At 42.6% G+C, this 22,963-nt stretch carries 24 protein-coding genes; 13 read left to right on the top strand and 11 right to left on the bottom strand.

Annotated features, from left to right (window positions below; genetic code table 11):
• Nucleotides 1–263: 263 nt before the first annotated feature.
• On the top strand, nt 264–668 hold the full coding sequence (locus MSTHT_RS00835) for an FxsA family protein (protein WP_048166165.1): 405 nt from the start codon (nt 264–266) through the stop codon (nt 666–668).
• A 170-nt stretch (nt 669–838) separates the two neighbouring features.
• Here the strand turns inward: MSTHT_RS00835 and MSTHT_RS00830 are convergent, their stop codons facing one another.
• The 3 genes from MSTHT_RS00830 to MSTHT_RS00820 all read right to left on the bottom strand — a co-directional run bounded on the left by MSTHT_RS00830 (nt 839) and on the right by MSTHT_RS00820 (nt 2,787).
• Nucleotides 839–1,114, bottom strand: coding sequence for a hypothetical protein (locus MSTHT_RS00830; protein WP_048166164.1), 276 nt, complete (start codon nt 1,112–1,114; stop codon nt 839–841).
• A gap of 59 nt (nt 1,115–1,173) precedes the next feature.
• A complete protein-coding gene (locus MSTHT_RS00825) occupies nt 1,174–2,415 on the bottom strand; it encodes a M14 family metallopeptidase (RefSeq protein ID WP_231588126.1) in 1,242 nt (413 codons plus the stop codon).
• A 117-nt stretch (nt 2,416–2,532) separates the two neighbouring features.
• Nucleotides 2,533–2,787 (bottom strand): hypothetical protein, encoded by a 255-nt coding sequence (locus MSTHT_RS00820; protein WP_048166162.1) that lies wholly within the window; start codon nt 2,785–2,787, stop codon nt 2,533–2,535.
• A gap of 138 nt (nt 2,788–2,925) precedes the next feature.
• Here MSTHT_RS00820 and nifS point away from each other — a divergent pair, with 138 nt between their 5' ends.
• The 6 genes from nifS (at nt 2,926) to truD (ending at nt 8,990) form a co-directional block, all read left to right on the top strand.
• Nucleotides 2,926–4,116 (top strand): cysteine desulfurase NifS, encoded by a 1,191-nt coding sequence (gene nifS / locus MSTHT_RS00815; protein WP_048166161.1) that lies wholly within the window; start codon nt 2,926–2,928, stop codon nt 4,114–4,116.
• 35 nt (nt 4,117–4,151) lie between these two features.
• Nucleotides 4,152–4,541, top strand: coding sequence for a Fe-S cluster assembly scaffold protein NifU (gene nifU / locus MSTHT_RS00810; RefSeq protein ID WP_048166160.1), 390 nt, complete (start codon nt 4,152–4,154; stop codon nt 4,539–4,541).
• A gap of 191 nt (nt 4,542–4,732) precedes the next feature.
• Nucleotides 4,733–5,719, top strand: a complete 987-nt coding sequence (gene mptN / locus MSTHT_RS00805) for a tetrahydromethanopterin:alpha-L-glutamate ligase (RefSeq protein WP_048166159.1) — start codon at nt 4,733–4,735, stop codon at nt 5,717–5,719.
• A gap of 206 nt (nt 5,720–5,925) precedes the next feature.
• Nucleotides 5,926–6,273 (top strand): peptidyl-tRNA hydrolase Pth2, encoded by a 348-nt coding sequence (gene pth2, locus MSTHT_RS00800; RefSeq protein WP_048166158.1) that lies wholly within the window; start codon nt 5,926–5,928, stop codon nt 6,271–6,273.
• 118 nt (nt 6,274–6,391) lie between these two features.
• Nucleotides 6,392–7,639, top strand: a complete 1,248-nt coding sequence (locus tag MSTHT_RS00795) for a transglutaminase-like domain-containing protein (protein ID WP_048166157.1) — start codon at nt 6,392–6,394, stop codon at nt 7,637–7,639.
• Between the two features lie 34 nt (nt 7,640–7,673).
• On the top strand, nt 7,674–8,990 hold the full coding sequence (gene truD / locus MSTHT_RS00790; protein ID WP_048166156.1) for a tRNA pseudouridine(13) synthase TruD: 1,317 nt from the start codon (nt 7,674–7,676) through the stop codon (nt 8,988–8,990).
• Nucleotides 8,991–9,179: 189 nt separating this feature from the next.
• Here the strand turns inward: truD and MSTHT_RS14215 are convergent, their stop codons facing one another.
• The 7 genes from MSTHT_RS14215 to MSTHT_RS00760 all read right to left on the bottom strand — a co-directional run bounded on the left by MSTHT_RS14215 (nt 9,180) and on the right by MSTHT_RS00760 (nt 15,380).
• Nucleotides 9,180–9,737: a PQQ-binding-like beta-propeller repeat protein gene (locus tag MSTHT_RS14215; protein WP_197071753.1), complete on the bottom strand. Its 558-nt coding sequence runs from the start codon at nt 9,735–9,737 to the stop codon at nt 9,180–9,182.
• 84 nt (nt 9,738–9,821) lie between these two features.
• Nucleotides 9,822–11,015: a PQQ-binding-like beta-propeller repeat protein gene (locus MSTHT_RS00780; RefSeq protein ID WP_048166154.1), complete on the bottom strand. Its 1,194-nt coding sequence runs from the start codon at nt 11,013–11,015 to the stop codon at nt 9,822–9,824.
• Nucleotides 11,016–11,251: 236 nt separating this feature from the next.
• Nucleotides 11,252–11,887 (bottom strand): DUF4013 domain-containing protein, encoded by a 636-nt coding sequence (locus tag MSTHT_RS00775; RefSeq protein WP_231588125.1) that lies wholly within the window; start codon nt 11,885–11,887, stop codon nt 11,252–11,254.
• 345 nt (nt 11,888–12,232) lie between these two features.
• Nucleotides 12,233–12,367 (bottom strand): hypothetical protein, encoded by a 135-nt coding sequence (locus MSTHT_RS15280; RefSeq protein WP_259274554.1) that lies wholly within the window; start codon nt 12,365–12,367, stop codon nt 12,233–12,235.
• 48 nt (nt 12,368–12,415) lie between these two features.
• Nucleotides 12,416–14,020, bottom strand: coding sequence for a glutamine hydrolyzing CTP synthase (gene pyrG, locus MSTHT_RS00770; RefSeq protein WP_048166153.1), 1,605 nt, complete (start codon nt 14,018–14,020; stop codon nt 12,416–12,418).
• 428 nt (nt 14,021–14,448) lie between these two features.
• Nucleotides 14,449–15,183, bottom strand: coding sequence for a DUF7524 family protein (locus MSTHT_RS00765; protein ID WP_048168263.1), 735 nt, complete (start codon nt 15,181–15,183; stop codon nt 14,449–14,451).
• A 14-nt stretch (nt 15,184–15,197) separates the two neighbouring features.
• Nucleotides 15,198–15,380, bottom strand: a complete 183-nt coding sequence (locus tag MSTHT_RS00760) for a methytransferase partner Trm112 (protein WP_048166152.1) — start codon at nt 15,378–15,380, stop codon at nt 15,198–15,200.
• 508 nt (nt 15,381–15,888) lie between these two features.
• Between MSTHT_RS00760 and cooS the strand changes: the two genes are divergently transcribed.
• The 6 genes from cooS to MSTHT_RS00730 all read left to right on the top strand — a co-directional run bounded on the left by cooS (nt 15,889) and on the right by MSTHT_RS00730 (nt 21,604).
• A complete protein-coding gene (gene cooS, locus MSTHT_RS00755; protein WP_048166151.1) occupies nt 15,889–17,802 on the top strand; it encodes an anaerobic carbon-monoxide dehydrogenase catalytic subunit in 1,914 nt (637 codons plus the stop codon).
• A 6-nt stretch (nt 17,803–17,808) separates the two neighbouring features.
• A complete protein-coding gene (locus MSTHT_RS00750) occupies nt 17,809–18,318 on the top strand; it encodes a 4Fe-4S dicluster domain-containing protein (RefSeq protein WP_048166150.1) in 510 nt (169 codons plus the stop codon).
• 163 nt (nt 18,319–18,481) lie between these two features.
• Nucleotides 18,482–18,949 (top strand): universal stress protein, encoded by a 468-nt coding sequence (locus MSTHT_RS00745; protein WP_048166149.1) that lies wholly within the window; start codon nt 18,482–18,484, stop codon nt 18,947–18,949.
• A gap of 85 nt (nt 18,950–19,034) precedes the next feature.
• Nucleotides 19,035–19,970, top strand: coding sequence for a nucleoside recognition domain-containing protein (locus MSTHT_RS00740; protein ID WP_048166148.1), 936 nt, complete (start codon nt 19,035–19,037; stop codon nt 19,968–19,970).
• 612 nt (nt 19,971–20,582) lie between these two features.
• The gene (locus tag MSTHT_RS00735) at nt 20,583–21,032 is read left to right on the top strand and encodes a universal stress protein (RefSeq protein WP_231588124.1); all 450 of its coding nucleotides are present in this window, start codon (nt 20,583–20,585) and stop codon (nt 21,030–21,032) included.
• Between the two features lie 122 nt (nt 21,033–21,154).
• Nucleotides 21,155–21,604, top strand: a complete 450-nt coding sequence (locus tag MSTHT_RS00730; RefSeq protein WP_048166147.1) for a universal stress protein — start codon at nt 21,155–21,157, stop codon at nt 21,602–21,604.
• Nucleotides 21,605–21,652: 48 nt separating this feature from the next.
• Here the strand turns inward: MSTHT_RS00730 and MSTHT_RS00725 are convergent, their stop codons facing one another.
• A complete protein-coding gene (locus MSTHT_RS00725) occupies nt 21,653–22,963 on the bottom strand; it encodes a TldD/PmbA family protein (RefSeq protein ID WP_048166146.1) in 1,311 nt (436 codons plus the stop codon).

Raw genomic sequence — 22,963 nt, 5'->3', positions numbered from 1 at the left:
TTCCTGACAAAGCAGGCTTTTCATGATAAGGGCAGCCTTATTAAAGTAAGACGGCTTAAAAAATTAATAGAAATTTATAAAATAAGGCAATTATTATTTTTTGTAAAAAATGAAAGAAAATACAATTGACTAACATAGAAGGATAGTAGCTCCTCACTGTAAGATTTAAAACAAACATTTAAACTATTGCTAACACATATAGAGAATTATTAATAAGTACATCTCAACACTGATAAATACCCAAAATCCTGAAAATGATCAGTATGTTTTTTAAACTTTTGTCTATTTTCCTGATTATCCCAATTATTGAGCTTTACTTACTCATCAAAATAGGGGGAGTCATCGGGGCATTAAATACCGTGCTCATTATTTTAATAACTGCAAGCCTGGGCGCTTATCTGGCAAAATCCCAGGGTTTCCGCGTGCTCCGCGAGATCCAGGAAACAATGAGCAGAGGTTACATGCCAGGAAATGAACTTCTTCATGGTTTCTTCGTACTGGTTGGCAGCTTTGCCCTTCTAACTCCGGGTTTTCTGTCCGATATAATAGGGCTCACCATGCTCATACCCCGGATGAGGGAAATTTATGTGGAATTCACAAAAGGGATTATAAGAAAAAAGATACAGAGTGGTCAGTGGCAGATGAGAATGTATACTAATTTTCGATAACTTTAAGTATCCACTTTTGCCCTGACAAAAGGATCAAAAACTCATTAATCATTTTAAGCTTGTTCTAACAACTTTGATGAGACATCTGGCAGTTCCTGCTTGAAAAGGTAGAAAAAGTATAATATTAAAGGAGCAGTGCAATCCTTCTATCAAAGTTATTTACCTAATTACTACTTGTCTGATTGATCTCCGTTCAATGAACCGGGATTGGCTACATCCTTCAGCCTTTCTTTTGCTACCTTTTCAACGTCATTAAGAATCTCTATCCGGTATCCTTTCTCAGACAGAATCCTGATTCGTTTTTCCGAGAGTATTCCCTGGACCTCAAATGAACCATCCACAAGCTGTTTTGCCGTCTTGCCAAAGACATCAAGATCATACAGGCTTTGAAGATCGCGCAACCGGTCCCATGTATCGGTGTGTATCCTTACAATATAATGACCCACGAAAATCAGTCCTTCCTTCAGGGATGCTTACCCTGGAAAAATGCCGTTAAGATCGAGGATTACTGTCCTGCTGCAGCCAGGCAAAGTTCACTCATGGCGGCGCAGACATCCTGAATAATATTGCTCATTTCACTGAAAGGTGGAACGAATTCCTGCCCGAACTCGATAGTATAGGCGTAAACTTTCCTGTGAAGGCTGTTTACTATATGACGGCTAAAGGCATAGTCGTCTGATGTCCCGGATGTCGGATAGAGCCCTACAGACTGTTGAACGGTGTAATTCTCTCCACGTACTGCCGCCAGTGCGTTGTTCATACGTTCGGCTAGATTTATAATCCTGTCTTTATCCTGAGTGGATATGAACTCTCCATAAATTGTATCATTTAAATATCCACGTTTTCCATTATATACAGGATTAAAAAAATTTTGTTCTGGATTAATGGTCTGATTATTATCATCTCCCCAATTATATAGTATAAGCCCGCCATAGCTGTGCACATCCACAAAGTAACCGATATTCGGGTAAGTATCAAAGAGATAGCGTACATTACGGGTTTCTGGCTCGGAAAATGGACTTTTCCCTTTGTATATAAAACTCGATGGGTTTGAGGAGGTTCCAATTCCACTGTTCCACAGGAAATCGAAACTCCGGTTTAAATCCACACCCTGAGATGATATCTCTACAGCATTATTCGGATTGCGGTTCTTACGCCACCAGAAATGTTGGTGACCACCCGAGTTTGGATCATATGTCTGGCTGTAGTGCTTGCCGTCCGGGTTCACATCAGGAAAAACAAACACATCAAGGTTTTCAAGAATTTCACGGACCTGATCTGCAGGGAAACTCTTCCCTCCATAGGTTAGCTCGCTGCCAGCGCGGTAAGCATTGATGAGATTGACAAGAAAGTTTACGCAGATATCCGAACCGCCCCATTCCCGCGCATGTATACTGCCGGTAAATAGTACACCAGTTCGATCTGTTTTCGTTCCGGCGCGTATATGGACAGCATGAGATATTCTATTCTCCCAGGTACGATGAGGAAGTTCAATGAGAGTTACGAGACCGGGGTGCAGAGCCTGGAGATTGGCAAGTGCAGACTCAACCTCATCTGCGGTCATGTAGCCCATTACTGCACGTTCTTCAAATCCCAAAAGCCCGGCAAGTTCAGCAAAGCGGTTTACAGGCGAGACTTCCTGTACTCGTTCCTCAGCTACCCGTGAAAGGTCGGAGACTTTCTCCACGATATAGCCTGCCGCTTCAACCTGCCGAATCTGTTCCTCCGTTAAAATACCTGGAACCATAAAACGATCAGCAGCCAGCTGCCGTGCAGAGCTATACTTTAAATCAAGCTCGAATTTATCCAGAGCCCTCAATTCTTCAAGAGTTTTAGCAGTGATTTGAACTGAATAAATTGCCGTTTAAATTACCCCCCTAATGATTCTCTTTATCCTGACCTCTGCAGGCACAAATTCCTGCTGATATTGAGCATGAGCGCCACAGAATCTCCAGCAGGCAGTTATTCGGATAAGTTCTTCCAGGCAGTTATACAATAAGCTCTCAGTTTTCACATAATCTTGAAAGAATCGATAGCCAGAAAGAATAGACTGCTGTACATCGGTAATTTCAGAGCAGGCCCAGACCTGTACCCTATCCCCTTCATAACTGTATGCCATACTGCTCAGCGCTTTGACTCAGACCTGTGTTTGTATATATTGATTATTATATAAAAATGGACTCATGCACAGCTCAGGGAAGCAAAATATACAATAAATTCATATTGCGCAAGCCCCTATTTTCATAGGGGAGTTCTGATGGCAGAAAAGCGCTTTGTTTACATGGATCATGCAGCCACTACCTTTACAAAACCTGAAGTGTTTGAAGCTATGCTGCCTTTTTTAAAGGAACATTTCGGAAATCCTTCTTCTCTGTATTCAATAGGGAGAGAAGGTAAAGAGGCAGTAGAAGCCGCCCGTGAGCAGCTTGCAAAAGCCCTGGGGGCTAATTCTGAAGAGATATATTTTACCTCAGGGGGAACAGAATCCGATAACTGGGCGATTAAAGGAACGGCTTTTGCCAGGCGAAAGAGAGGAAAACATATCATCACAACGCCAATCGAACATCATGCCGTGCTCTACCCCTGTGAGTACCTGGAAACACAGGGCTTTGATGTTACTTATCTGCCTGTAGATAGGTACGGACTTGTAGACCCTGCAGAGGTTGAGGCTGCAATCAGGGAGGACACGATTCTTATCTCGGTAATGTATGCAAACAATGAGATTGGGACAATAGAGCCGATTTCTGAGATAGGTGAGATCGCACAAGAGCATGAGATTCCTTTCCATACCGATGCTGTGCAGGTGATAGGTAAAATCCCCCTGGAGATGAAAAAGAAAGAGAGGAACGTTGACATGCTTTCCCTTTCCGCTCACAAGTTCTATGGGCCCAAGGGAATTGGAGCTCTCTTTCTGCGGGAAGGGACAGAAATTGATAACTACATGCACGGAGGCGGCCAGGAGAGCAAAAAACGAGCAGGAACCGAGAATGTTGCAGGTATAGTTGGATTGGGAAAAGCAATAGAACTTGCAGCAGCAAATATTGAGGAGCACGACAGGAAGATGAGAAAAATGAGAGACAGGCTTCTTGCTGGACTTCTGGAAATTCCTCATTGCAGGTTAAACGGACACCCGGAAAAACGCCTTCCAGACAACATCAACTTAAGTTTTGAATATATTGAAGGGGAATCCCTGCTTCTTATGCTTGACGAGATGGGAGTCTGCTGTTCTACAGGCAGTGCCTGTTCTTCAGGTTCCCTTGATCCCTCGCATGTGCTCAGGGCAATAGGGCTGCCTCCGGAAATAGCTCAGGGTACGCTTCGCCTGACACTTGGGGATGAAAATACTGAAGAAGACATTGATTATGTACTTGAAGCCCTGCCTGAAATTGTTGAAAAACTCAGAGCTATATCTCCTTTCTATAAACCAGAAAATATATGTGAGAAATAAAAAGACGTATAAAATAACAAGGTCTGGGGAACTATATGTATAATAAAAAAGTTATGGATCACTTCATGAATCCCAGGAACGTAGGGGAAATTGAGGATGCTGACGGCGTTGGAGAAGCAGGAAACCCACATGGGGATCACATGAAGATTTTCCTGAAAATCAGGGATAACCGCATTGAGGACGTAAAGTTCAAGACATTCGGTTGTGCGGCAGCGATTGCATCCAGCAGCATGGCGACTGAAATGATAAAAGGCAAAACCCTGGAAGAAGCCTGGAACCTGACAAACGAGGCAGTTGCCGAAGCTCTTGAAGGCTTGCCTCCAGGCAAACTGGAGTGTTCAGTCGTTTCCAGGGAAGCTATCCACAGGGCAATTAACGATTACAGGAAAAAGCAGGGGCTGGAAACACTTCCGGAGCAGGACTGAAAGAAAAGAACAAAAAACAATCTACCCGATTTAACTTTTAAGCTTACTGAAAAAGCCGCTTCCCTTACCATACTTACACAAGAGACGCACAAAACCTTTTAGATGTACTGTATTCCTCATCTGCTTACATATCCGTATCTGCTTTACTTACTTATCGTAAAGTTGATCTTGTATTCTCCCGATGATACTCCATGAAAAAAGTAGGAATTATAATTACTGACCCTGGAGACTGGACAGCCAGAGCACTTACTGATGCAGCAAGAAAGAAAGGTTTTTCTCCTTTTATTCTGGACCTCAGGGCTGCAGAGGTCGGCATTAATACGATAACTGACGAGCCAATAGCCAGGAAATTAACGACAGTCTTTAAAGTAGGAAATATAGATCTTAGAGATCTTGATGCTATAATTGTAAGGGACGTAGGCGCAGGAGCCTTTGAAGGCGTGTCTTTAAGGTTTGATATTCTGCGGGAACTTGAAGCCGAAGGAATCCCTGTTGTCAATTCCCCTGAAGCGATCCGGAATGCCGCAAATAAGTACCATGCTTCCTATCTTCTGGCAAGGGCCGGACTGCCAGTGCCCGAAACTGTGGCAGTACAGGATGTAGAGTCGGCTCTGAGGGTAATATCAAGGTTCGGAGATGCCGTTATAAAGCCTGTATTCGGGTATAAGGGAAAGGACATTGCAAGAGTAAAGCATGGGAAAGTCAGATTTTCGGACAGAAAGATAGAATCTTCATCCCTGGAAGCAATCCTCAATAAATTGCTTGAAGAGAGAGGTATGCTGTATATTCAGGAGTTTATAGAGAATCCTGGAAGAGATATTAGAGCCTTTGTCGTTGGTGGCAGGGCTATAGGTGCCATTTACCGTAAAGCGGCATCTGGCTCCTGGATTAACAACCTTAGCCAGGGAGGAAGCGCAGACAGGTGCTCGCTTACGGAAGAGCAAAAAGAAATTGCTGAGAAAGCTGCACTGGCAATAGGCACGGTTTTTGCAGGTGTAGATATTGTAGAAGGTATGACTGACAATCTAGGAAAAGAAGTTAAGATTCATTCCAGCCAGACAGGAGGAAGTCCTAAAATTCTTGAGGTCAACGGAACCCCGTCAGGAAAAGGTATTTTTGATGCCTGGGGAATAAACCCTGCAGAATATATCATGGAATACATTGTAAGTATTTTGTGAAAGAATTATAAATGGAATTCTCCATATATATAACTGAAATCAGCTCTTCAAGTAAAGACATTAGGTTTTATCATTTTTAATGCAGCCGACAGACCGCAATTAAATGACCTGAAAATAAGTGTAGAGACCAAGATGTAGATGGATTCGGCAGTCGCATCAAAAACCTTTAAGAAATAGATGTACTTTGAATAAACCCGAGGCAAAGGATGAGTGAATATAAACAGTGTATAGTCACAAGGGACGATTTGAAACTTTCTAAAGGCAAGTTTGCAGTACAGGTAGCTCACGCTGCCATTTCGGCTGCGGAGTGGGCAAGCAAAAGTGATCTTGAAAAATGGAAAGAAGGCGGACAGAAGAAAATTGTCCTGAGGGTTCCTACACTTAAAGATCTTTATGAGCTTAAGGAAAAAGCAAGGCGGGAAGGACTTCCTACTGCCCTTATACAGGATGCAGGGCTTACGGAAATTCCACCGGGAACTGTTACAGCTCTAGGAATTGGACCGGCAAAGGAAGAGCTTATAGATAAAATTACGCGAGATCTTAAACTTGTTTAAGTTCCAGAAACCTGAAAACCAGGTTTAGAGAAGCTACACTGAAATTAAATAGTAGAAGCTATCAATACGATAGCTTCTCCGATGATAGATATTTTGTGATATCTGGTCAGGAGGGCTCATGAGAGAATCAGAGGATTCGGGAAAGGAAACAGCCTCAATAATTGCTGTTTTATGCGCATGCCTATGCCTTATACTTGCCGCACTTACCGGGGTACTGTCTTCGGATTCTATTGAGAATTTTAAAGATGAAGTGACAGGCTATATTATAGCAGGACTGGAACCCGGAAGCCAGGAGGTTGTTTTTACACCTGAGCCGGCTTTATTTACTTCTCCTGCAATACCCAAATATTCTCCCAGGAAAAGTGAGCCTACGCCAATCCTGCGAACCCCGCTGCAGCCTGGTTTCTCTCTGAGCAGTAGCTACCAGACCTCAGAGTTTTTCCAGGGAGGAGTGGGGTATATAAGAACCAGCATTAAAAACGAAGGGCGAAATCCGATTTTTATTGATAGGTATGGTGTTTCGGTTAATGCTTCCGAAAACAGGATTTATTCTGAGGATTGTGGAGTTTTGATTCCTCCCGGTGAGGAGAAAAATCTCGGAGTAATCGCAGTTCAGATTCCCGAAGAAGAAAGCGCCAGTTTCAGGATTGTCCTCTGGCTGCTTGCCTCTACTTCTGAGGGTAAATGGCATGAGTACGAATCCTATTTCCTTAAAGATTTCACTGTAAACCTGAAACCAATGCCAGAGAAATCGGATCCAGTTTACCGATACAATCCTGCTTCTTCCTTTAAAACCATAAACCGACTTGTTGAGCCAGCCGAACCTAATGTAAGGGGAAAGGCAGCCGAAGTGGCTCGCTTATATCCGGGAAAATATAATATTTATCAGATCTGTGCCCTCTTTGACATGGTAAAAGAGAATATCGAATATGTCAGTGACCCAAGGGGTAATGATATCTGGGAGCCTGCCAACGTTACTCTGAGAATAGGAGCCGGAGACTGCGAAGACCAGGCAATCCTTCTTTCATCCCTGCTTGAGGCTATAGGAGGCACAACCCGGGTTTACCTGACCGACACCCATGCCTTTGCAGCTGTTTATATAGGTAATGGAACCAATGAAACAGAGGCCTCAGTAGAAGGAATCAGAGCTTATTATGGAGATGTCGATGTGAATTATCTTGCCGACGAATACGGCTCCTGGCTGATGCTTGACCCAACATCAAGCCTTTATGCAGGCGGACTTCCCGGGAAAACAGCCCAGGTGAGAAGTAAGGAAAATGAAGGAGATGAAGCATACAGGAGCTGGACTTTCGTAAACACGAGTGTAGTAAAGGTTATTGATATCGACCCAAGGTGGCCTTTATAACTTCATCAGATACATAAAGGAGAGCTTTTTAATCATGCAAGTGCCGGAAATTGAAAAACAGATCGGAGTAAACCTTTACTCCACAGATACCGACGGTCTTGGGGGACAGCTCCGCCAGGAAGTGGAAGATTTTATTGTTAAAGAGATTACGAATCGGGAAGAAGGACAGGAAGGAAAATATCTTATCCTTGAGCTTGTAAAACGAGATTGGGACACCCACCATTTTACCCGGACCCTTGCGAAAATTCTTAAGATAAGCCAGAAAAGGATCAGTGTTGCAGGCACAAAGGATAAACGTGCACTTACCACTCAGAAAATCAGCATTTTTGATATTGATGCCTCCGAAATTGAAAAAGTCCATTTAAAAGACATAGAGCTGAAAGTCCTTGGACGCTCCCGTAAACCCGTAGAATTAGGAGACCTTTGGGGAAATGATTTCATAATTACTATACGGAACATAGCCCGTTCGACTGAGGAAGCAGGCAAACTGTTAGAAAAGACTACAAACGAGATCGTAGCTCAGGGAGGCGTCCCCAACTTCTTCGGAATCCAGCGTTTTGGCTCTGTACGCCCTGTTACACATCTGGTAGGGAAAACCATTGTAGAGGGAAATTTCGAAAAAGCTGCCATGCTCTATATTGCCGAACCCTTCCCTTATGAGCCGGAAGAAACAAAACAGGCTCGTCAGTTCGTAAAGGAAACCCGTAATTTTAAGGAGGGGCTAAAAATCTATCCTTTACGTCTTGGGCACGAAAGGGCAATGATGAACCATCTGATAGCTAACCCTGATGACTTCGCAGGCGCTTTTCTGGTGCTCCCGAAAAACCTGTACAGAATATTCGTGCATGGTTACCAGTCGTATATTTATAATACCATCCTGTGCAGAAGAATTGAAAAAGGTCTTCCCTTAAATCAGGCTGTGGAAGGCGATATTGTCTGTTTTAAGAATGAGCTCGGGCTGCCTGATTCATCAAAAACTGAAAAAGTTACCGCTGAGACTGTAAATGCCATGAACAACCTGATTAAAAGAAAAAGGGCATTCATAACCGCTCCCCTTCCGGGCTATGATACGGAGTTTGCTTCAGGCGTTCCGGGAGAAATCGAGCAGGTGGTTCTTGAAGAATTAAAAGTTCCTCTGCAGGGTTTCAATATTGAAGAAATTCCGGAAATGAGTTCAAAAGGTGCCAGGAGGGAAATCCTCCTTCAGGTTGAACCGAAGTTTGAGGTTAACGAAGATGAACTTAACCCCGGAAAATCAAAAGCTGTGCTTGAATTCATGCTGCCAAAAGGAAGTTATGCAACAACTGTACTCAGGGAATATATGAAGGTAGACCCGCTGCAGATGAGCTGAGAGGCTGATAACTCAAAAGAAGGTTAAATAAAAGAAGAAGCTGGTTAATCCAGCTATCTACCTGCTCTTTTTAACCCGTGAAGCTTCTTACTTCCCGGCATCCGGATTCGTATACGCGAAAGGCAAGCAGTTTTCCTGGGAGTTAAATTAGTTTATTTCCAGAAGTGGAAGATTTTTTTCTGCTCTCCATTATTTCCTCCTTTTTAGGAGCCCAAAGACAAGAAATATAATGCCAAACAGCAATATCACACCCAGGGCACATAAGACCAGAAAAGTCAGCATTCCGAATATATCCCATGCAATGAAATATGGCTGTATAGCTATAAATGAAAGCAAAAGAACTCCCACAAGAGCTATCAACCAGTAACCAAGAACAAGGGTTTTGTTTTCATTTTTTCTGAGAAGGAAGGGCAGCAGAAAAAGCATTCCAGCAGTAGCAACTGGGGGCAAGTAAAGGATAGCAGAATCCTCGAGGCCTCTGGTAAAGAATAATCCTCCTTCCCCCTGCTCAAAGGCATATAATACTCCGTCACTTGAGACCAGATATAATTTATCTTTGTAAAGTGTTGGTTCTGATAGTGCAGCACCTTTTATCCTGCTGCTGCTCCATACAGGTTCCCCTGTGACGGGGTCGAAAACCCTTATCTTGCACCCGGATGTGGAATATACATATTCATCAGTAACCGCGGACGACGAGAAATATCGTTCCGAACTGGGGAACTCTTCCAAAATTTCTCCTGTATTCACATCTAAAACTACAGACCTGCGGGAATAGTTAGATAATTCCTCCTTAACAACTAATTTACCATCCTTTATTTCAGTACTTATTACCTATCCGTTAGTATCTGTTTTCCAAACTTCCTCACCCGATTTAGCAGATAACGCAACAATTTCTTCGCCTCCAATATAGATCAAATCTTTGTAGAAGAGAGGATCAGGGGAGTGTTCTCTTAAATCCGTATATCTCCAGACCTCTTTTCCTGTATCTATATCGAGTGCGATTAAACCGTGTTCGTAAGGAATATCATATATATTATATCGGAGTGCGAGAACATTTCCGTTTGTCTGGAGACCTGATAAATAATAACTACCAGTATTTCTAGAGCCTGTTAAATTAATTTCATAATCCCATTTCAGGGCGCTACTCCCAATATCAATGGCAGTCACATACCTGCTACCATACTCGCTCACAAACAAAGTATCCCCAAAAATAAGGGGAATATCCGGCCAACCACCCTGATAGCCTCTACTCCATAAAAGTTCACCGTTCTTTGCATTCAGTGCATCAACAGTTGGATAGCTTAAAACAATTAAAACCCCATCCTTATACCCGAGGTGACCCTGCTCTGTAAGATTCTTATCCCAGAGTAACTCACCTGTTTCCGCATTAATCGCTGTAACACTGGTTTCAGAATAACCCTGGCAAATGTAGAGAACCCCATCCGCAGCAAGAATTTCGAATTCCGGTGCCCCGTGTATTAATCTCCACGGAAATTTATAGGTCCAGGCGACTTCTAAAGGCGGAGCCAGAGTTACAGGTTCGACTTCACTTAAATGAAGTGAAAGATTATAGAACTCAAAGTCATCATAATTACTGCGGTTAGCGTTACTCCCGGCGCTAATTTTTATGATGTTGGTTCCCGAATCGAAAAGAGAATGATGAACCGGAATTTTAATGCTCACCGAGGTAGAATCCGGGGTTTCTGCCGGAACATAGTCGTTAAGGGTTCCGATTTCTATTTCATTGAGATATACCTTATCCAGAAATTCTTTTGTCGGCCCCGGAACAATGCTTTTTCCTGTCATTGTAAGTTCTGCACTTTCTATATCCACTGAAGGGTCCAGGGTAAAAGTAGCTGTGTAAACCAGCCCTTCCGGGTCACCAGGGTTCAATTCTTCTTTAAAATTATCCCCAAGGTGGTGATGTTCGGTGTCAAGAACTATATCGGCCGCAGAAGCAACTGAAACAGAAGCAAATAAAAAAACAAATAATAGTAGTGTAAGATAGAGCAAATTTCTTCCCATAAACGTCCTCAAAAATTGTACTCTCTTCGTAATACTTCAAATAATTTTCTCTAAGTGTCTCTCAAAAAAGTAAGCATTTCCCCGAAGTTGAGATACTGACAGACACCTGCAAAGCTTCTGCCGATCCTTCAGTTTCCTTATTTACTTCAGCTTTTGTAGTTTTCAGCTCCTTTTATAGAATGAAAAATACTCGGCAGCCAGGAAAAAATCTGGTCTGCCAATAGAATCCATCCTGGTTATACTGTAACAGGATCATCCGATCGAGTTTTTAAGGCGAGGTTATGCCTCTGTTCAACAAGCCTTCCGTAGAGGTTTGCAATGAATATCGAGCTTGTAAAGAGCATAGCTGGTATTCCTACGAGTATAATTGAAAGTATTAGGAAAACAATAGTGAGAGCATATTGCTTCAGCATTGCTATGATATAATCTCCAAGGTTATCCCTGACAATATCCAGCAGTTGGAACTCAAAAAAAGACCCAATAGTTTGTTTTCTGAAGAAATTAACCATAAGAATTTGAACTACAAAGAAACCGAGCAGGAAGCTTACAAGATATCCCAATGTTTCATTGACAGAATCTACTGCAACAATTATAGCTATATATAAGATATAGAAAGGAATAGATTTAAGAAAAATAACAAACCCGAGCTTCAGGTCTTCCATAGGGTTGAGTTTAATGGGTCCTTCATATCTGCCTTCAATAAATTCATTGACAAGCCTTACACTATAACCGAAAATTATAAACCATCCAAGAATCGGAATGAGCAGCCAGAGCCCGTATAGAAGCCTTTTTGGTTTTTTGAATGGGTACTTAAAAGCATCTGAAAAACTTATATTTTCCACGTAATCACCCATAATTACTAAGTTTTTCAAATATTTGAAACTTTGTTAAAATAAATTTGAATTTTCTGCAAATTACAGCCTTTATAATACTTTAAAACAGAATTGAAATAAAAATTTATCACATTCATATGAACAAAAATTCTGAATGTTAGAATTACCTATTTTTCGTATTACCTGTTTTTCGTAGAAAAAAGATACATAGCTTTAGAAAAAGCAGTTCTGGGAATTTTGAGTAAAGAACGGAATATTTCAAGTTGACAAGGAATAAATCCGTAGAATACTTATTTAAAATTCTCAAAATAAAATTGGTGGGACGGCGGGAATTATCCCGGAACCTTCTCGCACACTACATAGAAAAGAAACACTTATTAAAGATTATTTTTTCTTCTTTGCCTTTGCAAGCTTTTTCTTAGCATCCTTGCTGCCTGAGGAAGCAAGTTTTTCAAGCTCTGCAATCTTTTCTCTCTTAGCGTTCTTCTTTTTCTCCATATCTTTTTTAGACATTGCCATAGTGTACACCTTTATAAATTTAGTGAAGTTGCGATGTATGTACAGGCATTATTGCCTTTCTCTCTCCTTCCTGTATTTGCACATTGCTGCAACAAACCCTTTGAATGGGGGAGATGGCCTGCCCGGTCTTGACTTGAATTCAGGGTGGAATTGTGAGCCAAAGAAGAAACGCTTGCCAGGGATCTCAACAATCTCCATTCTGTTCTTGTTTTTACCGGAAAAGACAATGCCAAAGGACTCAAGCTTGTCCACGAACTCAGGGTTAACTTCATACCTGTGGCGGTGCCGTTCCACAATGTAATTGGTTCCATAGATTTTTGAAGCAAGCGAACCCTCTTTAAGGATAGCCTCATAGTCTCCAAGGCGCATTGTACCGCCCATGCCCGCAACACATGCCTGCTCAGGCAAGATATCAATCACAGGATAAGGAGTATCCTCGTCAAATTCTGTGCTGTTTGCATTCTCAAGTTTAACCACATTCCTCGCAAATTCGATAACCGCAAGCTGCATGCCCAAGCAAATTCCCAGGAAAGGGATATCGTTTTCCCTGGCGAACTTGATTGCCAGTATTTTCCCTTCAATGCCGCGCTCTCCAAAGCCGCCCGGAATAAGAATCCCATCGTACTGTCTCAGCTTCTCAACTTCAGCAGGGTTCTCTTCCAGGGTCTCGGATTCAACCATGCTAACCTCAACCCTGCACTTGTTATCAATCCCTCCATGTTTGACAGCCTCAAGGATGCTGAGATAAGCGTCCTCAAGATTGGTATATTTACCGATAATTGCCAGTCTAACCGTATCGGTTGTGGATTTCATCTTTGCGACCATCTCTTTCCAGCTGCCGTTCTCGACTTTAGATTCCAGTTGCAGGTGTTTCATAAGCTGGTTGGTCAAGCCCTGCTCTTCTATCGTAAGAGGCACCTCATAAATGTCGCCGGCATCATAGGCGCTGATAACCAGTTCCTGAGGCACATCACAGAAGAGTGCAATTTTTTCTTTGGCAGTTTCCTGAAGAGGAGTTCTAGATCTTGCAACGATCACTTCTGGGCTGAGACCAAGGGCTCGGAGTTCCTTTACAGAGTGCTGGGTAGGCTTGGTTTTCTGTTCACCCTGAAGGTCTTCCATAACCAGGGTCACATGAATAAACACAATATTTTCGGAAGGCTCTTCCCTGTGCATCTGGCGTACAGCCTCAAGGAAAGGCATGCTCTCAATGTCCCCAACTGTGCCTCCTATTTCAATAAGACAGATATCAGCCCCGCTGCGGGCTGCAACCTTCCTGATCCTGCTTTTGATCTCATTTGTGACATGAGGAATAATCTGGACAGTTTTTCCGAGATAGTCCCCTCTTCTCTCTTTGGAAATTACTTCCTGGTAAATCTTGCCTGTAGTAATGTTATGATCCCTTGTAAGTTCCGTATCAAGGAAACGCTCGTAATTCCCAAGATCCAGGTCAACCTCACCCCCGTCCTTGAGCACGAAGACTTCCCCGTGCTGGTAGGGGCTCATGGTGCCTGCATCTATATTGATGTAAGGATCGATTTTGATAGCTGTAACTTTATAACCTTTGTTTTTAAGATTTCTGCCAATGGATGCGATGGTAATGCCTTTTCCAAGCCCGCTCATCACTCCACCGGTAACTACTATGTACTTCATGGGAACTTCCTCAAAGATTTTCCTAATAACGGTTTCAGACTAAAAATAATTATGTTGAATTAGACATAAAAATGATCAAATTAATAACGTTTAAGATATCTGTCATTAATTCTCTGGTACGAACACAATACCAATATCTTCATTGTATAAAAACACTATCTACTTCTAAAAAGGTACAGGCTCAAATAAGAAGTGGAAGTAAGAGAATAAATCTGCATAAGACGAATAACCTTTCTGATCACTTTAGAATATTTATGTGAAGTGTAGCAGCAGGAAAAACCCGGAGAGGAAGAGGAAAGTACAAAAGAGTACAATTTTTCCAATTCGGTAACCCTAGATCATAAATATTTGGAATAGTTTCATGCTTTTCTCGACTGTAAACGAGTTAACAGGTGTAAAACAGGACCGAAATGAGTTTTTATTAGGGTTTAACCTTCCTCTGCAATCCTTAACAGGACATATGTCATACAGGTCACAAATAGGATTGAAAATAAAAGCGACTGCGCAAAACTAACTTTGAATTGCAGACCTGATGGCAGAATAAAGTAGAGGAAGAACAGGCCTATAAGTAGCAAAACACCTCCGAAAGCCATATTCAAAGAAAGTCTTTCGTTCCCACTTACATTCCTGTAAGTTCTTCTTCCTGCTGAAGCCGGAAATCCTCCTGTAAAGCTTTTACGAATAAAAGATGAAAACCTTCCAGACCCATTTGCAGATCTGGATCCAGAAATCCTCGTTACAGGCTTTTGAGAATTCAGTTCCTCTTCCTCATCCACTGCATAGACTTCATCCCTCGGATGCTCCTGCGGTTTTGTGTCTGTCTTTCCAAGCTGAACTGGGAAACCTCTCTTTCTTGATCCGTAACCTGCTGTGATAAAGATTTGCCCTTGGATTAGTGTCTTTCCTTCTTGCGGGATTCTTGCAACTGCGGAGACGTACTCTTTTTGAAGCACATACGGGTTATCCCTCAAAAAAGTGATCAGGCCTTTTAATTCTTCACTTACCGAGAGATGAATATGAGTAGGAGATCCGTAGTTTGTTATCAGGATCTCAAAGGTCTCTTCTCCTCCGGGAGAAAGAGGAATCTCGATGCTTTCCTTTTCAAACTCAATTGAGTTTAGTTCCTGTCGGTTAATAATAACATTCTGGAATATCTGCTGCAAGTTTAACCCCCACATCAGTTCCTGAGGTCAGGAGGAAGCAGGTTTGGGATTCCCTCATCTATTGGATAGTACTCCTTGCATACGGGGCAGTACAGGGTTCCTGAGACGACCTCTTCTTTATTTTCTTCAACAACGTTCAAAATCAGGTCGCCCTTGCATACAGGGCAAGCCAGAACATCCATAAGATCTTTTTTCACTAAAATTCACCGCTAAAGCCGCTTTTCCTATAGGGAAGAGAGAATTTTATTTATAATCGGAATATTTTATTGTTTTCCTCACATTCTCTTAATCCAGTGAGTTTATCCTGCTATTTACGGTATACAACGCATCCTCTTATTTAATGTAATCTATATTTACCGGCACTTATGATTTCAGTTCTTATAAGTTTTATCGAGTATTACTACTTTATAAATGAGGCGAAATGCGGCATTTTCAAAAAGTTTATAAAACAATAACATTTGATAATTCTGAAGGGATTCTAGATTAGCCGGTTTTTAGATCACATAGAACTCAGTACCAGGTATGGAGCACGGGATCAGGAACCGGAATGTTATCTCAGAAAATGAGAGGCGCTCAGGCTATTTAATTCAAGAAAATATTACTTAAGATTAATATTATTTAAGGAAGTTCGTTGCCTAAATCCGGGTACTGGAACCGAAAATCATGGATATATAAAAAAGTATAAAGAAAACTGTGTGATATGAGATGGAACAGGAAGTACACGAGAGAAGCATTGACCCAGCAACCCTGGCAATGCTTCAGAAAGCCAAAGAAGAAGGCGTTGAAACTGCCTGGGAAAGGTATGAGAAGCAATTACCTCAGTGTAGTTTCGGACAGCTAGGAATCTGCTGCCGGAATTGCAATATGGGTCCATGCCGGATAGATCCTTTCGGGGAAGAAGCCGACAAAGGGATATGCGGTGCTACCGCAGATATCATAGTTGCAAGAAACCTCCTAAGATCAATTGCTGCAGGTGCAGCAGCTCATTCCGATCATGCAAGAGATTCAGTGTTGACCTTCAAGAAAATGAGTGAGGGAAAGGCTGGAAGTTATAAAATAAAAGACACAGCAAAATTGTTATCCCTTGCGTCGGAATATGGAATTTCTTCCGAAGGGGGAAGCCTTGAGGAAGTAGCGGCAAAACTCGCCGACATACTACTTCTGGAATTTGGAAAACAGGATGGGCACCTCCTGTGTACCAGAAGAGCCCCCGAACCAAGGCTCAAACTCTGGGCAGAGCTTGGAATAGAACCAAGGGGAATTGACCGGGAAATCGTGGAATGCATGCACAGAACCCACATGGGTGTGGATAATAATGCAGTCCATATCCTGCTGCAAGGGCTGCGCACAGGGCTTTCGGACGGCTGGGGAGGTTCGATGATCGCCACCGATATTCAGGATATACTTTTCGGAACTCCGCAGCCGAGAAGGAGTACTGTTAATCTGGGAGTGCTGTCCAAAGACAAAGTAAATGTAATTGTCCACGGGCATGAGCCAATTCTTTCAGAAATGATCGTGGAAGCCGCGGAAGATCCCGAGCTTCTTGAACTCGCAAAAGAAAAGGGTGCAGCAGGCATCAACGTTGCTGGGATTTGCTGTACTGGCAACGAGACCCTGATGCGCCACGGGACTCCCATAGCAGGAACTTTCCTCCAGCAGGAACTTGCAGTAATTACAGGTGCTGTAGAGGCTATGGTAGTAGATGTCCAGTGCGTCATGCCATCACTTGGAGAGCTTGCAGGCTGCTACCATACGAAATTTATATCGACGTCCTCAAAAGCTGATTTTCCAAATACTGTAAGAATGGAATTCCACGAGGATAAGGCTTATGAAACTGCAAAAGAGATCGTAAGAGCAGCCGTCGAGAACTTCCCTAACAGAGTTCCGGAAAAGGTTACCATACCTGATGAAAAGCAGGAGTGCATGGTCGGTTTCAGTGTTGAAGCCATCCTGAATGCGCTTGGAGGAACTCCAGATCCTCTCATTGAGGCGATAAAAAGTGGGGCAATTCGAGGAGTCGGGGCTGTTGTCGGCTGCAACAATGTAAAAGTGAAGCATAATTACGGGCATGTTAATCTTGTTAAGGAACTAATCAAAAACAACGTGCTCGTGGTAACAACTGGCTGCAATGCAATTGCCTGTGCTGAGGCAGGTCTGCTTTTGCCTGAGGCTTCCGAACTTGCGGGCGACGGGTTGAAAGCTGTATGTAAAGCCCTTGGCATACCTCCGGTCCTGCACATGGGCTCCTGTGTTGATATCAGCCGTATCCTTGTGCTTTCATCTGCGCTTGCAAACCGCCTGGGTGTAGATATAAGTGACCTCCCGGCAGCGGGAGCGGCTCCAGAATGGATGAGCGAAAAGGCAGTTAGTATCGGGGCTTATGTTGTTTCATCAGGTGTATACACCGTTCTCGGTACTGTTCCGGCAGTGCTCGGAAGCCAGGCTGTTACGTCCCTTCTGACAGAAGGCTTAAACGATGTGGTCGGAGCAAGTTTTGCGGTTGAACCCGATCCCATCAAAGCGGCGGGTCTGATGCTTGAGCACATTGACGGAAAAAGAGAGGCATTGGGTTTGATTACAGGGAAAAGAAAGGCAATGGGCCTGACCTCAGAGAGATGATTTACAATGAGAGACATAATGATTCAGCCCGAACGCTGTCTGGGCTGTCGCTCCTGTGAGATTGCCTGTGCAGTTGCACATTCCGAGAGCAAGAATCTTTTTTCGGCTATAGGAGAAAAGCCAGCTCCCAAAAAACGCATTAATCTAGAGTACGTCCCTGACCTTGAAACCTCTCTACCCATTACCTGCCGCCATTGTAAGGATGCTCCCTGTGTTTCGGCTTGTCCTACAAATGCCCTCTGCCAGGATGAGATTACCAGCACAGTAACTCATAACCCTGAATGCTGTGTAAACTGCTGGATCTGTTCTACAGTATGCCCCCGTTTCATTTCTCTGTACAATATGATTCTCGTTATGGGCTGCTGGACCAGTTCCATGTTATCAAATCGCGGAATTATCAACAGGCAAGCTGAAGCAGGAATAAAATGTGATCTCTGTGAAGGCAGGGATATGCCTGCCTGTGTAGAAACCTGTCCAACACATGCCCTTACTTTGTTCGAGACGGAAGAGAGTTAAAAGATGAAATAACTTGGAAAGGCTCAGGAACTCTTAAAATAAACTAAATGGACTGGTGCATTCTGCTCTAGACAACGGAGTTGCACCATCGTTCCTTTCCTAAATAAGAGTATTAAAGTAGCATTTCCTATTAAATGGGGAACTTAAAAACAGGGAATCAGGCATGACAAGTAATATTTACAGGAAAATAATGGTTGCAACTGACGGTTCGGAAAATGTTAGAAAAGCAGTCGAAACAGCAGTTAAAATCGCAAAAATAAGCGGAGCAAAATTGTACGCTGTGTATGTGATCAACTATGGAGTACCTTCGATAACTTATCCCGGGAATGTAGGATGGGAGAAAATCGCTCTCGATTATTTCAGGGCAGAAGGCAGGGAAGCGATCACTTATGTCGAAAACCTAGCGAAAGCTGAAAATGTTAATGTCGAATCCGTACTTCTGGAAGGAAATCCTGCGAATGAGATTGTCGAATTTGCTGAAGAAAATGATATTGACCTTATTGTTACGGGTACACTTGGAAGAACTGGAATTCAAAGATTCCTGCTTGGAAGTGTGGCTGAAAATGTGATGAGGCATTCGAAAAAGGCTGTACTTGTCGTAAGAGGAGAAACTGCCGGAAAAGGCAAATAAACATAAAAACTAAAATTTTTCAAAGAAAGAGTCCAGGAGCTTTTCCGGATATATTAATTTACTTCCCTATACAAATAAACTAACAATGATAGACCTTTTAATCCAGGTACTTGATTTTGCGCTTCCCGTACTTGCAATGATTTTTGTGGGGCTTGTAGGCACAGGTATACTGGTAGAACTGGGTCTAATGCAGAAGTTCTCAAAACTTGTAAGCCCTATTTTCGCCTACACCAACCTGCCCGATACCTGCGCTTCAGCCTTCCTGGTATCAATAGGATCTACTGTAGCTGCAAACAGCATGCTTCTCCAGGCAAAGAAAGAAAATTGTCTGGAGGACAGGGAAGTTCTGCTCTGCTCGATGATGAATGCTACACCTGCTTATTTTCGGGAACTTTTCACCTACCAGATTCCAGTAGTCCTGCCTGCGCTCGGCTTTGTGGTAGGGGGATTCTATTCCCTTGTGTTTATAATCACTGCAGTGGTTAAAATCCTGATAATTGCGATTGCAAGCAAATTGTTTCTTAAAGGCAACTCCTGCAGGGTTCCTGAGCCGGAAGCCAGGAAGAAGGTATCCATAAAGACTGCGGTTAGCCGGGCTTTCAGGAAAGAGTTTAGGGCTTTTTTAAAGATTTCAGGGGTTTACCTTATTGCAACTACCATTGTCTTCGTACTTCAGGAGCAGGGAGCTTTCGAAATTTTCAGCGTGCTGCCACTTGCTGAGATTTTTAAAATCCCTACCGTGTCAATTGTTCCGCTGACAAGCTACGTAGCCAGCCCTATCCTTGGAATTTCACTTCTGGGTCCCATGATTCACTCAGGGGAGATAACAAACATACAGGCTATGATTGTGCTCATGCTTGGCAGCATGTTTATGCTCCCAATTTTTGCGCTTCGCAGCCAGCTCCCAAGTAAAGTAGCGATCTTTGGTGCCCGCCTTGGTGTTCAGATTGTCGTTTACTCGACTGCAATAAGCGTGTTCGTAAGGTTTGCATTCCTGTTATTACTATTAAGCATGGCATAATACAGGAAGGCAGAAGTAAGCTAGATAGAAATCACCAATATAAGGGTCATCAGCACCGGAATCTCGGGTAAAGTAATTAAGTATAGAATTTGCTGAAAAACTCTATTTAAAGAGCCTTTAAAAAATAGAAATGATCCTTTAAAAGGAAGAAAAATAGAGAAAAGTAACTAAAAATTACTTGCGTAAATTTAATAAAGATATAAAAACACAGCAGTGAACGGGGGTTTTTGAAGGAGGTTAAAATATGTTGGATATAATTATTGTCAATAATATTTGATTTTGAGATTACCCGTTCACTACTCCCCTCTGTAGGTTAAGCTGTATATATGTATTTTGGTATCTCAAAAAGGTATTAGCTTTTTGTGCCAGAATAAGTTGGAATAGATCAGATTTTAAGTGTTTTTGTCCTCATGATTATGTGAAATATTATTAAAAATACTAAAACAATGCTATAAAATGTTAGAAAAGATTAAAGAAGCATTAAGAAAGTATTAAAGAAAAAATTAAAGAAAAATTATTATTTAAAAGCTGCGAGTAAACTCTAATGCAAGAGTAAAATGCAAAAACTCGATTTAATAATATAAAGGTGTATAATGACCGGGGGATCTTGATGTGGAAGGCAAGAGTTATACAAAAGTGATGATTGCAACCGACGGCTCAAAGCATGCAAGGAAAGCAATTGACGCAGGAATCCAGTTTGCTAAACTCACAGGAGCAAAGCTTTACGCTGTATACGTAATCGTTTCTGCAGGCTATACTCCTAGAGATTTCGGCTGGGAAGCATCATTGAGAGAATTTCTGGAATCGGAAGCGAAAAAAGCTGTTAATTTTGTTGTGGATGCCGGAAGGGCCGCAGGCATTGAGGTTGAACCCTTAATTCTTGAAGGGCATCCTGCAGACAAAATTCTGGAATTTTCAGAACAGGAAAGCATGGACTTGATAGTTATGGGAACACTTGGAAGAACTGGGCTTGACAGATTCCTGCTTGGGAGTGTAGCTGAGAAGGTGATAAGGCATTCAAAGATCCCGGTCATGGTCGTAAAAGGCGAAGCTGAGAAATAAGGGAAAAATTTTTTCTCAAATTGAGTTTTGTTAAAACAAGTTATCAAAAAATATCCTGTGGAAACATTTTAAAAAACGGATGCCTAAAACAGCGCCTAAAATAAATTAATTGGGGGGTTGGTATGAGAGGGGAAGTTTATCAAAGAATAATGATCGCAACCGATGGTTCAGAATTCAGTAAAAAAGCAGTTGTAACTGGAGTTGATATTGCTAGACTAAGCGGAGCAAAAGTATACGCCGTATATGTAGTAACCCCTGTAGCCTATACTGCAAGGGATCTTGGATGGGTGAGAGCCAGCATAGAAAACTTCAGAACTGAAGGGAAAAGAGCTACAGCTTTTGTGGAAGAAATCGCTAAAGCTGCAAACGTAGAGGTTGAACCCGTAATACTTGAAGGACATCCGGCAGAAGAAATCATAGGGTTTGCAGAGCAGAATGGCATGGATTTGATAGTTGTGGGGACACTTGGAAAAACGGGACTTGATAGGTTCCTGCTTGGAAGTGTAGCTGAAAACGTTATCAGGCACTCAAAGATACCAGTGCTTGTTGTAAAAGGCGAAAAATCCAGGTAAAGTCGAAAAATGATAAGAATTATTGGAAAAAAGGCTCTTGAGGAGCCTTTAACCTACTACGCTCATATTCGAAACCCGGATGGAAGGCGTAATTATTCCTCCGACTTTCCTGACATCAAAGCCTGCCCCTGTAATTTGCTTTAAGAGTTCAAAAGCGTTGCCTGAAATCATCAGCGATTTTATAGGTTTATCAAGAGCCCCGTCTTTAATTGTGAAGGCATTTCTGGCTTCTACAGAGAAATCACCTGAAATTGAATTTGCCGTATGTGCGCCGATTACCGTATTTACGAAGACTCCGGACTGGGTGTCAGCAATAATATCAGTCTGAGGGTAATCAATAATAAAGTTCCTGAGCCCTACGGAAGGCGGGCTTGCATAAGAAGACCTTGCACCGTTTCCTGTGCTCTTTACACCTGCTTTCCCCGCGGTATAACTGTCATAGAGATAAGTCTTAAGCACGCCTTTTTCAATTACAGTGGTGTGCTGCGAAGGTACACCCTCGTCATCCGAAGCTGAAGTTTCAATTCCGGCTTCAACCAGCCCGTCATCATAGATATTCAGTTCCGGTGCTGCCAGTTCTTCCCCAAGTTTATCTATCAAACCTGATCTTCCCTTCTGGATATTGTCCGCATCAAGGGAAGGAGCAAGCGCTTCCACAATAATGCCGGATAAAGCAAACGGATGGAAAATCACGTCAGTCTTTTGAGGTTCGATTTTTATACCGCCGTTAGACTTCAGTGCAAGTTCGGCGGCATTCTTTCCGAGGGCAAAGAAATCAATATCAAGAGAACGTGATATCGCGAAGTCATAAGCTGTCGAAGTCTGCCCGTTAACCGTGATGACATCTACAAAACCGGAAACAACTGTTGATTCCTCTTCTATCTCTACGCCGTTTGTGTTCAGAATAAGCTGCTTACCTTTTGCACGGCTAAAGCCTCCAGAAGTCGGAAGTGTGCCCGGAACCTCTTTTGTGCCTTCAATAAGGTCAAGGGCATATTCAATACAGGCTTCAAGTTCCAGAGCCTCAACTTTTTTATCAAAAATACCAGAAACCGTGGGATATTTCCCGTTAGAAGGAAGACTCACCCAATCAGGGTCGCCTCTCCTTACCTTTGCTTCAGCAACAGCGACCTCTATGGCGTTTTCTATCTGCGCTGCAGAATTCGTACTGGCAAAGCCAACGGCTCCGTTTACTATAGCCCGGATGCCTATACCTTCCGAAAAACGGTCTTTAGCATGTTCTATGGCATCCTTTTTGAAGTTCACGCCTGTTGAGCGATTTGCAGCGTAATAGATCTCTGCTTCTTCAGCCCCTGCACTTTCCGCAAGCCTGAGAGCTTTCCTTGCAAGCTCGTACAT

The organism is Methanosarcina thermophila TM-1, assembly GCF_000969885.1.
Taxonomy (GTDB): Archaea; Halobacteriota; Methanosarcinia; order Methanosarcinales; family Methanosarcinaceae; genus Methanosarcina; species Methanosarcina thermophila.
This window is presented reverse-complemented; position numbering and strand designations above follow the sequence as displayed.